Annotated in this window: 13 protein-coding genes; 9 read left to right on the top strand and 4 right to left on the bottom strand. The window is 67.5% G+C overall.

From position 1 onward, the window contains the following. The first annotated feature begins 57 nt into the window (after window positions 1-57). A complete protein-coding gene (locus P0086_RS07385) occupies window positions 58-3,015 on the top strand; it encodes a calcium-binding protein (protein WP_275784097.1) in 2,958 nt (985 codons plus the stop codon). Between the two features lie 166 nt (window positions 3,016-3,181). After that, the gene (gene hemN, locus P0086_RS07380) at window positions 3,182-4,534 is read left to right on the top strand and encodes an oxygen-independent coproporphyrinogen III oxidase (RefSeq protein ID WP_275784094.1); all 1,353 of its coding nucleotides are present in this window, start codon (window positions 3,182-3,184) and stop codon (window positions 4,532-4,534) included. Window positions 4,535-4,633: 99 nt separating this feature from the next. Here hemN and P0086_RS07375 read toward each other — a convergent pair whose 3' ends face one another. Together P0086_RS07375 and P0086_RS07370 are read right to left on the bottom strand one after the other, a co-directional pair. Next, window positions 4,634-5,341, bottom strand: coding sequence for a L,D-transpeptidase (locus tag P0086_RS07375; protein WP_275784092.1), 708 nt, complete (start codon window positions 5,339-5,341; stop codon window positions 4,634-4,636). Window positions 5,342-5,559: 218 nt separating this feature from the next. Further along, on the bottom strand, window positions 5,560-6,300 hold the full coding sequence (locus P0086_RS07370; protein ID WP_148178709.1) for a L,D-transpeptidase: 741 nt from the start codon (window positions 6,298-6,300) through the stop codon (window positions 5,560-5,562). A 251-nt stretch (window positions 6,301-6,551) separates the two neighbouring features. Between P0086_RS07370 and P0086_RS07365 the strand changes: the two genes are divergently transcribed. Together P0086_RS07365 and P0086_RS07360 are read left to right on the top strand one after the other, a co-directional pair. After that, window positions 6,552-7,202 carry a DNA-3-methyladenine glycosylase I gene (locus P0086_RS07365; RefSeq protein WP_275784088.1) on the top strand — a complete coding sequence of 217 codons (651 nt, stop codon included), beginning with the start codon at window positions 6,552-6,554 and terminating at the stop codon, window positions 7,200-7,202. Window positions 7,203-7,435: 233 nt separating this feature from the next. After that, entirely contained in the window at window positions 7,436-7,639 is a 204-nt protein-coding gene (locus P0086_RS07360; protein ID WP_112598785.1) for a hypothetical protein, read from the top strand. A gap of 68 nt (window positions 7,640-7,707) precedes the next feature. On the opposite strand, the gene P0086_RS07355 is transcribed toward P0086_RS07360, so the two are convergent. Further along, window positions 7,708-8,082 (bottom strand): DUF305 domain-containing protein, encoded by a 375-nt coding sequence (locus tag P0086_RS07355; protein WP_112598786.1) that lies wholly within the window; start codon window positions 8,080-8,082, stop codon window positions 7,708-7,710. A gap of 62 nt (window positions 8,083-8,144) precedes the next feature. Next, entirely contained in the window at window positions 8,145-8,552 is a 408-nt protein-coding gene (locus P0086_RS07350) for a hypothetical protein (RefSeq protein WP_275784082.1), read from the bottom strand. 212 nt (window positions 8,553-8,764) lie between these two features. Between P0086_RS07350 and hisS the strand changes: the two genes are divergently transcribed. The 5 genes from hisS to P0086_RS07325 all read left to right on the top strand — a co-directional run bounded on the left by hisS (window position 8,765) and on the right by P0086_RS07325 (window position 14,831). Continuing rightward, window positions 8,765-10,285, top strand: a complete 1,521-nt coding sequence (gene hisS / locus P0086_RS07345) for a histidine--tRNA ligase (protein ID WP_275784051.1) — start codon at window positions 8,765-8,767, stop codon at window positions 10,283-10,285. Between the two features lie 370 nt (window positions 10,286-10,655). Next, complete coding sequence (locus P0086_RS07340) at window positions 10,656-11,795, top strand: ATP phosphoribosyltransferase regulatory subunit (RefSeq protein ID WP_275784049.1); 1,140 nt, start codon at window positions 10,656-10,658, stop codon at window positions 11,793-11,795. Next, the gene (hisG, locus tag P0086_RS07335; protein ID WP_112612757.1) at window positions 11,792-12,487 is read left to right on the top strand and encodes an ATP phosphoribosyltransferase; all 696 of its coding nucleotides are present in this window, start codon (window positions 11,792-11,794) and stop codon (window positions 12,485-12,487) included. Before P0086_RS07340 ends, hisG begins: the two co-directional genes overlap by 4 nt. A 313-nt stretch (window positions 12,488-12,800) precedes the next feature. Further along, the gene (locus P0086_RS07330; protein WP_275784044.1) at window positions 12,801-13,517 is read left to right on the top strand and encodes a glutathione binding-like protein; all 717 of its coding nucleotides are present in this window, start codon (window positions 12,801-12,803) and stop codon (window positions 13,515-13,517) included. 96 nt (window positions 13,518-13,613) lie between these two features. Further along, a complete protein-coding gene (locus P0086_RS07325) occupies window positions 13,614-14,831 on the top strand; it encodes an FAD-dependent oxidoreductase (protein WP_148178704.1) in 1,218 nt (405 codons plus the stop codon). Window positions 14,832-14,883 lie beyond the last annotated feature (52 nt).

Here is a 14,883-nt window from a genome sequence, read left to right as displayed (position 1 = left end):
GTCTAGCAGTGGGCGAGCGTCATGACGGCGCTGCAACCTTAACTATCGAGGAAGCCCATGAGCAACAAATTGAAAGTCATTGCGCCGCTGGACGTTGCGCTCGCGCTCGATCCGCTCGCCGCAAGCTACACGATCCCCGGTGTCGGTGCGCAGAGCGCCATCGGCGATGCCGGCAAGAACACGCTGAGCACCGGCTCGGGACGGGACTACCTGAACGGCGGCCTCGGCGCCGACACGATCAATGCCGGCACCGGCGACGACTACATCTCCAATCTCGATGTGCCGTCCCTTTCGGGCGACCGGATCGACGGCGGCCTCGGCTTCGACGAACTCGGCATCAATTTCTCCGCCTCGAGCAGGGGCGTCTCGTTCACGGCCTTCGACCCGGCCAAGGCGAAGTCGCTGCTCGGCGCGAGCATCGTCAATGTCGAGCGCTTCAACCTGACCGGCAGCAACCACGCCGACACCTTTCTCGGCGGCCGCTGGAAGGACTGGTTCGTCGGCGGCGCCGGCAACGATACCCTGAAGGGCGAGATCGGCGACGACTGGATCGACGCCGGCGCCGGCAACGACAAGCTCTACGGCGGCAACGGCAGCGATTCGCTGATGGGCCTGGACGGCGACGACTACATCTCCGGCGGCTACGGCCGCGACTACGTCGCCGGCGACGCCGGCAACGATACGATGTCCGGCGGCGGCAGCGACGACACCATGTACGGCCATGCCGGCAACGACCGCATCAACGGCGACACCGGCAACGACACGGTCCAGGGCGGCAGCGGCCGCGACATCATCGACGGTGGCACGGGAAACGACAGCCTCGCCGGTGAGAGCGACAGCGATACCGTGCGCGGCGGCTCGGGCAACGACGCTATCCGCCACAGCATGGAGAGCTGGGCCGGCGACGGCAAGGATGTGCTCGACGGCGGGACCGGGACGGACACGCTGACGCTCTCCGGCCTCACCGGCACCTTCACCGCCAAGGCGTCCTCGACCAAGCAGACGCTTTCGAACGGCACCACGATCGTCAATTTCGAGGCCTATTCGATCAGCGGCACGGAGAAGAACGAGAAGATCACCGGCTATTCGGGCAGCGACACGCTGTCGGGGTTTTCGGGAAATGACACGCTGAGCGGCCAAGGCGGCAACGATCACCTGGACGGCGGCCTCGGCATCGACGTGCTCGACGGCGGCGACGGCAACGACCTTCTGATCGTCGGCAGCGGCGGCAAGGACACGATCCGGGGCGGCAGCGGCTTCGACACGGTCTGGATCGACCGTTCCGACAGCAAGAGCAACCTGACCTTCAGCATCTCCGGCACGACGGCCAAGCTCTCGGACGGCACGGTGATCACCAGCGGCGAGAGCTTCACCATCGAGACCGGCAGCGGCAACGACGTCCTGTCGGCCGGAAGCCTCAGCCATGTGGACTTCGACGCCGGCAGCGGCAACAACCGGATGACCGGCGGCAAGGGCAACGACCAGTTCTATTCGACCTCTGGCAACGACACCGTCAAGGGCGGCTCCGGCGACGACCGCCTCATCGATTCCGGCGGCGGCACCAACCTGCTCGACGGCGGCAGTGACGACGATTACCTCTCCGCCGACACCGAATACGGCACCGCGCTCACCACCATGCTCGGCGGCGCCGGCGACGACACCGTGACCGTCAACAATGCGGGCGGCTCGACGGCCGGGCGCTACAGCACCGACGGCGGTTCGGGCGTCGACACGCTCTGGGTCAACCGCTACGACAGCAGGGCCAACCTGTCGTTCACGCTGTCCTCCAACGCCACGCTCGTCAACGGCGACGTGAAGGCGAAGAACTTCGAGCGCGTCCACATCTCGTCCGGCCAGGGCCACGACACGCTGACGGCCGGCAAGCTCGACGACTACATCAACGGCATGGCCGGCAACGACACGCTCAAGGGTCTCGGCGGCGCCGACGAACTGACCGGCTGGTACGGTGCCGACAAGATCTATGGCGGCGACGGCAACGACACGATCTACGGCAGCGGCGGCATCAAGGACAGCGACCGCGACAGCCTCTACGGCGATGCCGGCAACGACATAATCTACATGAACGTCGGCGACTACGCTGCCGGCGGCTCCGGCGCCGACCGTGTCGTCGTCGACTTCAAGGAGGAGAGCTTCGACGTCAACTTCGCCTTCAGCACCGGTACGGTGAAGGTCAACGCCACCACCTCCTTCAACGGCATGGAAGCGCTGGACTACCTGGGCGGCCGCGGTCGCGACACCGTCACCGGCGGCCAGCAGATCGACTACCTGAACGGCGGCGCGGGCAACGACACGCTGAAGGGCGGCAGCGGCAACGACTACCTGGTCGACGACACCGGCAACGACAAGCTCTACGGCGACGCCGGCAACGACCACTTCGTCCGCTACACCGACGAGACCGGCACGGACTTCTTCTCCGGCGGGAGCGGCGTCGACACCCTCGAGTTCAACATCGTCTCCGATCATGCCGTGATCGTCGACCTGCAGAACAACGCCAGGAACGGCGGCGTCGCCTCGGGCCTTTCCTTGTCCGGCATCGAGAACGTCAGCGGCCGCGACAATGACGACACGATCCTCGGCAGCAGCGCCGCCAACGTGCTCAAGGGCGGGCTCGGCGACGACAAGCTGGATGGCCGTTCCGGCAACGACAAGCTGGAAGGCGGCGGCGAGGGCGACCTCCTGACCGGTGGCACGGGTGCCGACCAGTTCATCTACGCCACCGCCGAGGCCATCGGCTCCGGCGACCAGATCACCGACTTCAAGCGCGGCGAGGACAAGCTCGTCGTCAGCAAGGCCGTCTTCGGCTTCTCCAAGCTGGCGCTCTATTCGGGCAACGATCTGAAGGCCACCGGCTCGGCGCCGCAGTTCTTCTTCGAGAAGGACAACGGCCGCCTCTGGTACGACGCCGACGGCACCGGCAACGAAGCCGACGGCGTGCTGGTCGCGACCCTCAGCAAGGTGACCTCGCTCTCGACCAGTGATTTCATCCTGGCCTGACGGAGACGGCCATTGGAAACGGAGGCCGCCGGACGAGCGCCGGCGGCCTCCGTGCATCGCCCGTTCGGGACTGTCGACGCGCCCGCCCGTTTGAGATTCGTCAAAGACGGCCCCTGCGGAGCCTCCTAGGGTCGCTTCCGGATCAGAACGAACGGAAGCAAGACCGATGTCCCAGGCCATCATGGCGAAATACGGCGAGGCCCGTCTGCCCCGCTACACCAGCTATCCGACCGCCCCCCATTTCGGCCCGCTCGACGATGTCGGGCTCTACGGCGGATGGATCGGCGCGATACCGAAGGGCGAGCGGACCTCCCTCTATCTGCATGTGCCCTTCTGTCGCGCCATGTGCTGGTATTGCGGCTGTCACACCACGATCACCCGCCATGACCAGCCGATCATCGACTATGTGGCTCTGCTGCACCGGGAGGCCGAACTGGTCGCTTCGGCGCGCGGCGGCCCGCTCGACGTCGGCGAGATCCATTTCGGCGGCGGTACGCCGACGATCATGCAGCCGGCCGAGTTCACGGGCCTGATGGACGCCCTGCGGGACCGGCTCGGCTTTGCCGAAAAGGTCAACGTCGCAGTCGAGATCGACCCGCGCACCCTGACTGCGGAGATGGCCGCCGCCCTCGGCGCCGCCGGCGTCACCCGCGCGAGCCTCGGCGTCCAGAGCTTCGATCCGGTCGTGCAGAAGGCGATCAACCGCATCCAGAGCGTCGAGTGCACCGCGCTCGCCGTGGAAAGGCTGCGGCAGGCGGGCATTTCCGCGCTGAGCTTCGACCTCATCTACGGCCTGCCGCACCAGACCGTCACATCCTGCGTCGAGACGGTGGAAGCGGCCGTTGCGCTGCGGCCGGACCGCCTGGCCGTCTTCGGCTATGCCCATGTGCCCGACTTCAAGAAGCACCAGCGGATGATCGACGAGAACGCCCTTCCCGATGCGCATCAGCGCAACGAGCAGGCCGAGGCGATCGCGCAGACGCTGGTGGCCGCCGGCTACGAGCGGATCGGCCTCGACCATTTCTCCCTGCCGGACGACGATCTCGGCATTGCCGCGCGCACCGGCCGCCTGCATCGCAATTTCCAGGGCTACACCACCGACGAATGTCGCACGCTGATCGGGCTCGGCGCGTCTGCGATCGGCAAGTTTGCGGAGGGCTACATCCAGAACGCGGTACCGCTCGGCCAGTATGCCGAGCGCATCGGGCAGGGCCAGCTTGCCGCGGCGAAGGGATACGCCCTGACCGCGGAGGACCGGTTGCGGGCCGAACTCATCGAACGGGTGATGTGCGACTTCAGCGTCGACGTCGAGGCGGTGGCGAAACGGCACGGCTTTTCCGCAATGCCGCTCCTTTCGGACAATCCGACGCTCGCAGCACTCCGGCGCGACGGCTTGATCGCAATCGACGGCGCCACCCTGAGCGTCGACGAGCATCACCGCTTCGTCGTGCGCATAGCCGCCTCCGCCTTCGACGCCTATCTCGGCAAGGGCGGCCGCGCCTTCAGCAAGGCGGCGTGAGACGAGGGCCGATGGCTGCCAGCCGGGCCGCGAAAACGGCACAGGCCACGCGGCTCGGAGCCGCGTGGCCTGTGATCGTCGGGATGCCGTTGCGGCCCGTTATCCGCCGAAGCTGCCGAACAGCGTGCGCAGCACATCGACGCCGCGGTCGTCGAAGCTGACCTTGCCCTGCCGTCCGCCGGGGCCGACGACGATCACCTTGGCGCCGACATCGGCGCGGGCGTAGAGATGCTCGACGTCCTTGTTCATCATCCGGATGCAGCCGGAGGACATGTTCAGCCCGATCGACCAGGGCTCGTTGGTGCCGTGGATGCGGAAGGCGGTGTCGTGGCCGGCCTTGTTGTAGAGGTAGAGCGCGCGCGCGCCGAGCGGATTGTTGATGCCGCCCTCCATGTAGGCGGGCAGGATCCGGCCCTTCTTGCGTTCGCGGATGACCATTTCCGGCGGCGGCGTCCACCCCGGCCACTCCGCCTTGCGGCCGACCTTGACGACGCCGGACCAGCCGAAGCCTTCGCGCCCGACGCCGATGCCGTAGCGGATCGCGCGGTTCTTGCCTTCCACCAGGTAGAGGAACTTGTTGTTGGTGTCGACGATGATCGTGCCCGGCCGCTCGTCCGTCGTCAGGCGGACCACGCGGCGCTGGTACTTCTGCGGCACCGGCTTCTGCTGGGCAATGGTGATGACGTCGGTCGATGCCGTGCCCGGCACAGCACCTGCTGCCGGCACGAAAGCGTTCGCCGTGGCTGCCGGCAGCGCGGTCGCAAGGACGATGCCTCCGGCCAGCAGCGCGTGAACGAGTTTCCTCATTTCCTGTCTTCCTCTTTGTCGCATTTCCCCGAAACGCTAGCGAACTCCCGTCGCGTTTCAAGCGGCGGGGCGCCGTAAAGGCCGATTGTGAAGGCAATGAGGCGCTAATATTAGCACAGGTGTTGCGCAACGCGCACAGTCCGGCCGCAGGACCGCCGGGCCGGACCGTGAAGGCGTGACAGGCGCCGGCCGACGTGCCCGACGCCGGCCGTCGGGGCTCAGATGACGATGACCTTGGTGCCGACCTCGACCCGCTCGTAGAGATCGATCACGTCCTCGTTGCGCATGCGGATGCAGCCCGACGAGACGGCGTAGCCGATCGTCCAGGGCGCGTTGGTGCCGTGGATGCGGTAGAGCGTGGATCCGAGATACATGGCGCGCGAGCCGAGCGGGTTCTCCGGCCCGCCCTCCATGAAGGCCGGCAGGTAGTGGCCCTTGGCGGCCTCGCGGGCGATCATCTCCTTCGGCGGCGTCCAGCTCGGCCATTCCCGCTTGGAGGTGACCTTGTGCGTGCCCGCCCACTCGAAGCCCGGCTTGCCGACGCCGACGCCGTAGCGCCGCGCCTTGCCGTCGCCGAGCACGAGGTAGAGGAAGCGGTTGTTGGTGTCGATCACGATCGTGCCGGCCTTGTGCGCCGTCTCGTAGTCGACGATCTGCGGCAGGAACATCGGGTCCATCTGCGTCTGCACCGGCCGCGCCGCGCCGGTCACCGCCGCAAGCTGGACGCCGTCGGGGTTGCGCTGCCGGAGCACGCGGCGCTGCTGCGCCTGCTGGCGGGTGACGATGCGGCGCGACGAGACGGCGGGGCTTACCCCCTGTCCGGTCAGTTGCATGACCCAGGGTGCGGTCAGGTCGGGGCTGACGATGACGGGCGGGCGGGTCGCATAGCGGTCGTCCGCCCAGGCGGGCGGACCTGCGAGGACGAGGCTTGCGGCAAGCAATAGCGATTTCTTCAGCATCGGGCGTACTCTCAAACTTTTCGCCGGACAGGATGACGCGCCGCCCCGGCGGGCGGCGGACGTCGAACGGAGCGGGCGCCGAAGCGCCGCCTCTGCCGCGATGCTCGCACCGCGGGGAAAGCGAAAGGTAAATTCCCGTTCATTAAAGGGCGACCGAAGCCGGAAACCTCCGGGTAGGGTTATTGCCGGCTTTCCGAATCTGGTTGATGAGTGGTAAACGCGAACAAAGAGGAAACGGAAGGACGGGCAAAATGACGGCACGCGGGATCATCGTCGGCGACGACGGGCGGCAGCGCTGCGCCTGGCACGGCAACCTGGAGGACTACCGCCGCTATCACGATGCCGAATGGGGCCGTCCCGTCACCGACGATTTCCGCCTGTTCGAGAAGATCTGCCTGGAAGGCTTCCAGTCCGGCCTCTCCTGGCTGACGATCCTGCGCAAGCGCGAGAACTTCCGCGCAGCCTTCGCCGGCTTCGACTACGATCGGGTCGCGGCCTTCGGCGACGACGACATCGCCCGCTGCCTCGCCGATCCCGGCATCGTCCGCCACCGCGGCAAGATCGTCTCCACCATCAACAACGCCCGCCGCGCGCAGGAGATGCGGGCCGAGTTCGGTTCGCTCGCCCGCTATTTCTGGAGCCACGAGCCGCCGGCCGGCGAGCGGCCGGGCGTGATGGACTACGAGACGCTGATGGCCAATCCGAGCACGCCCGCCTCGACGCGGATCTCCAAGGACCTGAAGAAGCGCGGCTGGACCTTCGTCGGGCCGACCACCGTCTATGCCTTCATGCAGGCGATGGGCCTGGTCAACGACCATCTCGAGGGCTGCTTCTGCCAACCGGAGGTGGAGATGATGCGTCGCGCCCTGGATCGTCGCTTCACCGCCACCGCAGCCTCCTGACCGCCCCCGAAGCATCCCTGAAACGCTGCACGCCCTGAAACGCCCGTAACGGTAGCTTGTGCGAGGATTGCGCCGCTGCAACCGGCCCATACTTTCGGGCTGTGTTTTTTAGAGAATCATGTATCGTCTGGGTTGCGGGGCGTTTGGAAAGACTGATTTCATCTGGGCCAATATTGCGTTTTCGACCTGGGGCGTGTCCTGCGGTGCTAAATGATTTAGCCGACGGGGGATAGATGACGCAGAACGGCCAGAAGATCGAGATGTGGGCCTGCAGCAAGGCCGAGGAAATAGTCCTTCGCGAGGGATTTAACCTTATCAGATCCGCGCGCATCGGAAACAATACTGAAATTCGCCAGCACAGCATGATGCTGGCCAAGGTGATCGCGGCCTCTCTGCTGGAGGCCTCCGTCGCCACCGGCGCGCAGCCTGCGAAATAGGGGGTCCGACGGGCAGGGGACAGGCCCGGCAGCGGAACGCCGGGCCCATCCATGTCAAGCCGTTTCGGCTACTTGGCGTTCTTCTCCAGCCAGGCCTTCATCATGGCGATCTCGCCTTCCTGGGCGCGGATGATCTCCTCGGCGAGCTTGCGCAGCTCGGGGTCCTTGCCGTACTCCAGTTCGATCCGGGCCATGTCGATCGCGCCCTGGTGATGGGCGATCATGCCCCGGACGAAATCGACGTCGGCATTGCCGCTAAAGTCGATGTCCATGCCGGCGTGCATGCGGGCGTTCGATTCGGCAAACGCCTTGCTGGACGGCCCCTGGTCACCCTTCGGCGCGGCCATCTCCATGCCGCCATGGTCGGAATGATCCTGCGAGAGTGCGGGATGAGCGAAAAGAAGCGCGAGCGCGATGGCCGGCGCGATGGATTTTCTCAACATGTCTTGTCCTTCAAGATGGACTTTCGGTTCGCGGGGCGGCTGCCCCGCGGCGTGACGAAAATTCAGCTGCGGACGGGACGGGGCGGAGGCACCGGCGGCAGGACCTCGCCGCCGCAAAAGATGCTGACGGGCAGCGCCGTGGCGCCGGCCTTGGCGAAGGTCGAAGGCAGGGTCTCGCTTTCCGCGACGACGGCGAAACAGGCCGAACAGAGGAGCGGATGCTGGGCGGCGTGCCTCTGGCCGTCGCGATGCTCTCCGCCGGGGGATTGCGCGGCCTGCTCCGCATCGGCGCGCCGATCGTCGCCATGGCCGCGATGGTGGCCGTCGCCGTGATGGCCGGCGGCCTGTGGCGCGGGGCCATGGGCAGCGTGCATGCCGGCCATCCCGGCCTGCTGCGTCGCCGCCAGCGCCGGCGTCCAGCCGGACACCATCGCGGCAAGCATGGCAAGGAGGAGGAAAAGCCGTCTCATCACATGAACCTAGGGTGTCGGGGCGCCGTTGAAAAGGGCCCGTTCGCCCGTTGCGGCAGGAACCTGCTTTCGACGACGACCCGCGGGAGAGGAGGGCGGGCCGGAACCCTTCTGCGAATGCCGTCCCCGCGGCCACCGCCGCCCTTGCCGCAACCGGCCCGATCCGCTAGGGAAGCGACCGAAAATCCCTGTCAGAAATTCCGGGCGTCCCGATGAGCGAAAAGCAGAAGAAACCGCAGAAACTGAAGGCCCGCCTGCCGCGCGGCTTCGTCGACCGCACGGCTGCCGACATCCGCGCTGTGGAGGAGATGACCGGCAAGATCCGCGAGGTCTACGAGCGCTACGGCTTCGATCCGGTCGAGACGCCGCTGTTCGAATATACCGACGCGCTCGGCAAGTTCCTGCCCGACGCCGACCGTCCGAACGAGGGCGTCTTCTCGCTGCAGGACGACGACGACCAGTGGATGAGCCTGCGCTACGACCTGACCGCGCCGCTCGCCCGCCACGTCGCCGAGAATTTCCAGGAGATCCAGCTTCCCTACCGCACCTATCGCGCCGGCTACGTCTTCCGCAACGAGAAGCCGGGCCCCGGCCGCTTCCGCCAGTTCATGCAGTTCGACGCCGATACGGTGGGGGCTGCCGGCGTGCAGGCGGACGCCGAGATGTGCATGATGATGGCCGACACGATGGAAGCGCTCGGCATCAAGCGCGGCGACTACGTGATCCGGGTCAACAACCGCAAGGTCCTCGACGGCGTCATGGAGGCGATCGGCCTCGGCGGCGAGGAGAACGCCGGCCGCCGCCTGACGGTGCTGCGCGCCATCGACAAGCTCGACAAGTTCGGCCCCGAGGGCGTCCGGCTGCTGCTCGGCGAAGGCCGCAAGGACGAGAGCGGCGACTTCACCAAAGGCGCGGGGCTAAATGACGAGCAGATCGACAAGGTCCTCTTCTTCGTCGGCATCAAGGACTACGCCGAAAGCGCCGACAGGCTTGCCGAGCTCGTCGCCGGCACGGCGAACGGTTCGGAAGGTGTCGACGAGCTGAACCAGATCGGCCATCTCGTCACCTCGGCAGGCTACGAGAGCGACCGCATCAAGATCGACCCCTCCGTCGTCCGCGGCCTCGAATACTATACCGGCCCCGTCTTCGAGGCGGAGCTGCAGTTCGAGGTCGTCAACGAGAAGGGCGAGAAGGTGGTGTTCGGCTCGGTGGGCGGCGGCGGTCGCTATGACGGGCTGGTCTCGCGCTTCATGGGCCAGCCGGTGCCGGCGACCGGCTTCTCGATCGGCGTCTCGCGGCTGATGACCGCCCTGAAGAACCTCGGCAAGCTCGGCCAGGACGAGGTCGTGGCCCCCGTGCTCGTCACCGTCATGGACGGCGACGTCGAAAGCATGGGCCGCTACCAGCGCTTCACCCAGGCGCTGCGCTCGGCCGGCATCCGCGCCGAGATGTACCAGGGCAACTGGAAGAAGTTCGGCAACCAGCTGAAATATGCCGACCGCCGCGACTGCCCGATCGCCGTCATCCAGGGCGGCGACGAGCGCGCCCTCGGCGTCGTCCAGATCAAGGACCTGATCGAGGGCAAGCGGCTCTCCGGCGAGATCGAGGACAACGTCACCTGGCGCGAGGCCCGCGTCGCCCAGGTGGTCGTCTCCGAGGAGGACATGGTCCAGCGCATCCGCGAGATCCTCGCCCACCAGGCCGACGACCGCAAGCGGGCGGGCAGGGGCTGATGGCCTCGAACTGCCCAAACGCCACCCCAGCGTCTCCCCACACGGGTGAGGGGCCAGGCCGCGGCGCCGCCGCCTTCCTTCTCCCCGCTCGTGGGGGAGATGCCCGGCAGGGCGGGGGGCGTCGCGCCTGTCGCGAAATTCGGCATTTGCCCCTCACCTTGACCCTCTCCCCGCAAGCGGGGAGAGGGGACCAGGGAGCGCACGGCACCCGTCCTTCTCCCCGCTTGCGGGGAGAAGGTGCCGGCAGGCGGATGAGGGGCGAGCGGATCGCGCCATCGCACTTCGTGCGATTTGCCGCCCCATCCCTTCCCGGCCCTCGTGGGGGAGATGCCCGGCAGGGCGGAGGGGGTATTCCCGGAGACGTTTTCCCATGCCGCTGATCAATCTCCCCGCCTTTGCGCCCGATCTTCTGGCCGACTTCGCGGGCCTCGGCACCGAGCGCGTCGACACGCCGGTGATCCAGCCGGCCGAGCCCTTCCTCGACATGGCCGGCGAGGACCTGCGCCGGCGCATCTTCATGACCGAGAGCGAGACCGGCGAGAGCCTGTGCCTCAGGCCCGAGTTCACCATTCCCGTCTGCCTGCGCCACATCGAGAGCGCCACCGGCACGCCGCGGCGCTATGCCTATCTCGGCGAGGTGTTCCGCCAGCGCCGCGAGGGCGGCAGCGAATTCTACCAGGCCGGTATCGAGGATCTGGGCGAGGGCGACGTCGCTGGCGCCGATGCCCGCGCCGTCCATGACGCGCTCATGGTGCTTTCCAATCGCCTGCCCGGCCGCGCGCTCAAGGTGGTGCTGGGCGACCAGTCGGTGTTCGAGGCGGTCGTCGCCGCCTGTGGCCTGCCCGGCGGCTGGCAGAAGCGGCTGATCCATGCCTTCGGCAACCAGGATCGGTTGCGCGGCCTCTTGGCCGAGCTTTCCGAGCCGGCCTCGAAGGGCGTGTTCGGCGCCGAGGTCGAGCGGCTGGCGATCCTCGGCATCCTCGACGACGCGGCGAAGCTCGAAAGCCACATCGACGAGACGATGCAGGCGACCGGCTATTCCACCAACGCCAGCCGAAGCCCGGCCGAGATCGCCCGCCGCCTGCGCGAGAAGATGGAGCTCGCCAGCACCCGCCTCGACGCCGGCACGCTTGAGACGCTGCGCGCCTTCCTGTCGATCGAGGTGCCTTTGTCCGGGGCGCCGCAGGCGCTCTATGATTTCGCCCGCGGCCACGGGCTTGCGATCGAGGCGGCACTTTCGGCATTCGAGGCGCGGGCGCAGGCGCTCGCCGCCGCCGGCGTCGACACCGCGGCGATCGCCTATCGCAGCGCCTTCGGCCGCCCGCTCGACTACTATACCGGCCTCGTCTTCGAGATCACGGCAGGCGACGATCCGGCGGTGCTCGCCGGCGGCGGCCGCTTCGACCGGCTGATGACGCTGCTCGGGGCGAAGACGCGCATCCCCGCCGTCGGCTTCTCGCTGTGGCTCGACCGTATCGAGCAGGCGATCGAACAAGGAGCGCGCGCATGACCGTCACCATCGCGCTTCCCTCCAAGGGCCGCATGAAGGAGGACGCCTCGGCGATCTTCCAGCGCGCCGGCTACCCCATCGTCTCCGTCGGCAACGACCGCTCCTATCGCGGCCGCGTCGAGGGTCGCGACGATATCGAGATCGCCTTCCTCTCGGCCTCCGAGATTTCGCGCGAGATCGGCAACGGCAGCGTCGATTTCGGCGTCACCGGCGAGGATCTGGTGCGCGAGGGCCTGGCCCAGGCCGACGAGCGGGTGGAGTTCTGCGCCCGGCTCGGCTTCGGCCATGCCGATGTCGTCGTCGCCGTGCCGGAGATCTGGCTCGACGTCGAGACGATGGCCGACCTCGGCGACGTCGCCGCCGATTTCCGCGCCCGTCACGGCCGCCGGCTGACGATCGCCACCAAGTACTGGCGGCTGACGCAGCAATTCTTCTCCGGCAACCACGGCATCCAGCTCTATCGCATCGTCGAGAGCCTGGGGGCGACCGAGGGCGCGCCGGCATCGGGTTCCGCCGACATCATCGTCGACATCACCTCCACCGGCTCGACGCTCAACGCCAACCACCTGAAGATCCTCTCCGACGGCGTCATCCTGAAGTCGGAGGCCTGCCTCGTACGCGCCCGCAAGCCCGGCCACGATGGCGATCCGGTCGTCCGGGAGATCGTCGCGGCGGTGCGCGGCGCCCTCTGAGGTCTCGCCCCGGCCGAGAGACGGTTGTCGCTCCCAAGACCTCCGTCATACCGGCCTCGAGCCGGTATCCAGCCCGCGCAAGTCCTTGCGCGAAAAGAGCATTTCCCGGCGCCGCGGACGCGGCGCCGCTGGACGCCGGCTCGGGGCCGGTGTGACGGAGAGATAGTGGGGACGGCTCGATCGGGTGCGGCTGAATGGGGCGACGGCTCGGTGGCAGCAATTTGGCACACGTCGGCGCCACCTCCCTCCACCCCCTTTCACCTTCCGTCCCGGCGTCCTATCTATGCGCGACGCCAACTTGCAGGAGCAGTCCGTGACCGATCTTTCCGCCTTCCCGATCACCAAGAAGTGGCCCGCCAGAAACCCCGACATCATCCAGCTCTATTCCCTGCCGACGCCGAACGGCGTGAAGGTGTCGATCGCGCTCGAGGAACTCGGGCTGCCCTACGAGCCGCACCGCATCGAGTTCGGCACGAACGACCAGAAGACGCCGGAGTTCGTCTCGCTGAACCCGAACGGCCGCATTCCGGCGATCATCGACCCGCATGGTCCGGACGGAAAGCCGATCGGCCTGTTCGAATCCGGCGCCATCCTCTGGTACCTCGCCGAGAAGACCGGCAAGCTCGTCCCCGCCGATCCGGCGAAGAAGTACGAGACGCTCTGCTGGGTCATGTTCCAGATGGGCGGGATCGGGCCGATGCTCGGCCAGTTCGGCCACTTCTACAAGTTCGCCGCCGAGAAGGTCGCCAACAATTCCTATCCGATGGAGCGCTACCGCGACGAGGCGAAGCGGCTGCTCGGCGTCATGGAAGCCCAGCTGAAGGACCGCGAATGGATCGTCGGCGACACCTATACGGTGGCCGATATCGCGCTTTTCCCCTGGGTGCGCGGCGCCGACGTCTTCTATGGCGGCCGCGAGGTGATCGGCTACGCCGACTTCCCCGCCGTCATGGCCTGGCTGGAGCGCTGCATGGCCCGGCCGGCCTCGAAGAAGGGCATCGACATTCCCGCCAGGGCCCCGGAGGCGTGACGCAAAGGCGCGAGCGGGCGGCGCGTTGATGCGTTGACGCCGCCCGTCCCGCCGCGCTACCTGTTCCGGCAAAAGAACGAGGGCAGGAACATCATCGTGACGGGAAGATTGGTAGTCGTCGGCGGCGGCCAGGCCGCCTTTGCCCTGGTCGCCAAGCTCCGGGCGCTGAAGGACACGCGGCCGATCACGATCGTCAGCGCCGAGGCGAGCCCGCCCTACCAGCGCCCGCCGCTGTCGAAGAAATACCTGCTCGGCGAGGCCGACCTCGGCCGCCTGCATTTCCGTCCCGAAACCTGGTACCCGGAAAACGACGTCGATCTCAGGCTGTCGACCGAGGTCACCGAAATCGACCGGAAGAACAAGGCGGTCGTGCTGGGCGACGGCACGCGGCTTTCCTACGGGCACCTGGCGCTTGCCACGGGTGCCGCCCCGCGCCGGCTGCCGGCGGAGATCGGCGGCGACCTCAAGGGCGTCTATACCGTGCGCGACTATCTGGACGCCGACCGGCTCGGGCTGGAGATGACCGAGGGCCGCCGGGCGCTGATCGTCGGCGGCGGCTATATCGGGCTCGAGGCCGCCGCGGTCGCGCGCGGCCGGGGGCTGCACGTCACCGTCATCGAGATGGCCGACCGCATCCTGCAGCGCGTCGCCTCGCCCGCGACCGCCACGATCCTGAAGGCGATCCACATCGCCCGCGGCGTCGACATCCGCGAGAAGACCGGCCTCGTCCGGCTGATCGGCGAGGACGGCCGGGTCACCGGCGCCGAACTCACAGACGGCTTCGTGCTGCCGGCCGACATCGTCATCGTCGGCATCGGTGTTGCCGCCAACGATCGCCTCGCCCGCGAGGCGGGGCTGGAGGTCGCAGGCGGCATCGTCGTCGACGAGCATGCCCGCACCTCCGATCCTGCGATCTTCGCCATGGGTGATTGTGCGGTACTTCCCTTCGAGGGCAGCCGGGTGCGGCTGGAATCGGTGCAGAATGCCGTCGACCAGGCCGAGGCCGCCGCCGCCGTCATCGCCGGCGGCACCGATCCCTATGTGCCGAAGCCCTGGTTCTGGTCCGACCAGTACGACGTCAAGCTGCAGATCGCCGGCTTCTGCGCCGGCTATGACGATACGCTCGTCCGTCCCGGCCAGCGCGAAGGCAGCGTCTCGGTCTGGTACTTCCGCGACGGCCGCTTCATCGCGGTCGACGCGGTCAACGACGCCAAGGCCTATGTCGTCGGCAAGAAGCTGCTGGAGCAGGGGCGCACGCCGGACAGGGCGGCACTGTCGGATCCGGCGACCGACCTGAAGGCGTTGACGCTCTGACGGCCGGCGGCCGCCCGCGCCGGCCACGGCCGTCGTCCCCGTCCGCCTGACC

It is taken from the genome of Mycoplana sp. MJR14, from assembly GCF_029210525.1.
In the GTDB taxonomy this organism is placed as follows: Bacteria; Pseudomonadota; Alphaproteobacteria; order Rhizobiales; family Rhizobiaceae; genus Mycoplana.
This window is presented reverse-complemented; position numbering and strand designations above follow the sequence as displayed.

Bases quoted from the DNA above. Each gene is read 5' to 3' on its own strand.
- P0086_RS07385 (WP_275784097.1), top strand. From the start codon at position 58: ATGAGCAACAAATTGAAAGTCATTGCGCCGCTGGACGTTGCGCTCGCG.
- hemN (WP_275784094.1), top strand. From the start codon at position 3,182: ATGTCCCAGGCCATCATGGCGAAATACGGCGAGGCCCGTCTGCCCCGC.
- P0086_RS07375 (WP_275784092.1), bottom strand. From the start codon at position 5,341: ATGAGGAAACTCGTTCACGCGCTGCTGGCCGGAGGCATCGTCCTTGCG.
- P0086_RS07370 (WP_148178709.1), bottom strand. From the start codon at position 6,300: ATGCTGAAGAAATCGCTATTGCTTGCCGCAAGCCTCGTCCTCGCAGGT.
- P0086_RS07365 (WP_275784088.1), top strand. From the start codon at position 6,552: ATGACGGCACGCGGGATCATCGTCGGCGACGACGGGCGGCAGCGCTGC.
- P0086_RS07360 (WP_112598785.1), top strand. From the start codon at position 7,436: ATGACGCAGAACGGCCAGAAGATCGAGATGTGGGCCTGCAGCAAGGCC.
- P0086_RS07355 (WP_112598786.1), bottom strand. From the start codon at position 8,082: ATGTTGAGAAAATCCATCGCGCCGGCCATCGCGCTCGCGCTTCTTTTC.
- P0086_RS07350 (WP_275784082.1), bottom strand. From the start codon at position 8,552: ATGAGACGGCTTTTCCTCCTCCTTGCCATGCTTGCCGCGATGGTGTCC.
- hisS (WP_275784051.1), top strand. From the start codon at position 8,765: ATGAGCGAAAAGCAGAAGAAACCGCAGAAACTGAAGGCCCGCCTGCCG.
- P0086_RS07340 (WP_275784049.1), top strand. From the start codon at position 10,656: ATGCCGCTGATCAATCTCCCCGCCTTTGCGCCCGATCTTCTGGCCGAC.
- hisG (WP_112612757.1), top strand. From the start codon at position 11,792: ATGACCGTCACCATCGCGCTTCCCTCCAAGGGCCGCATGAAGGAGGAC.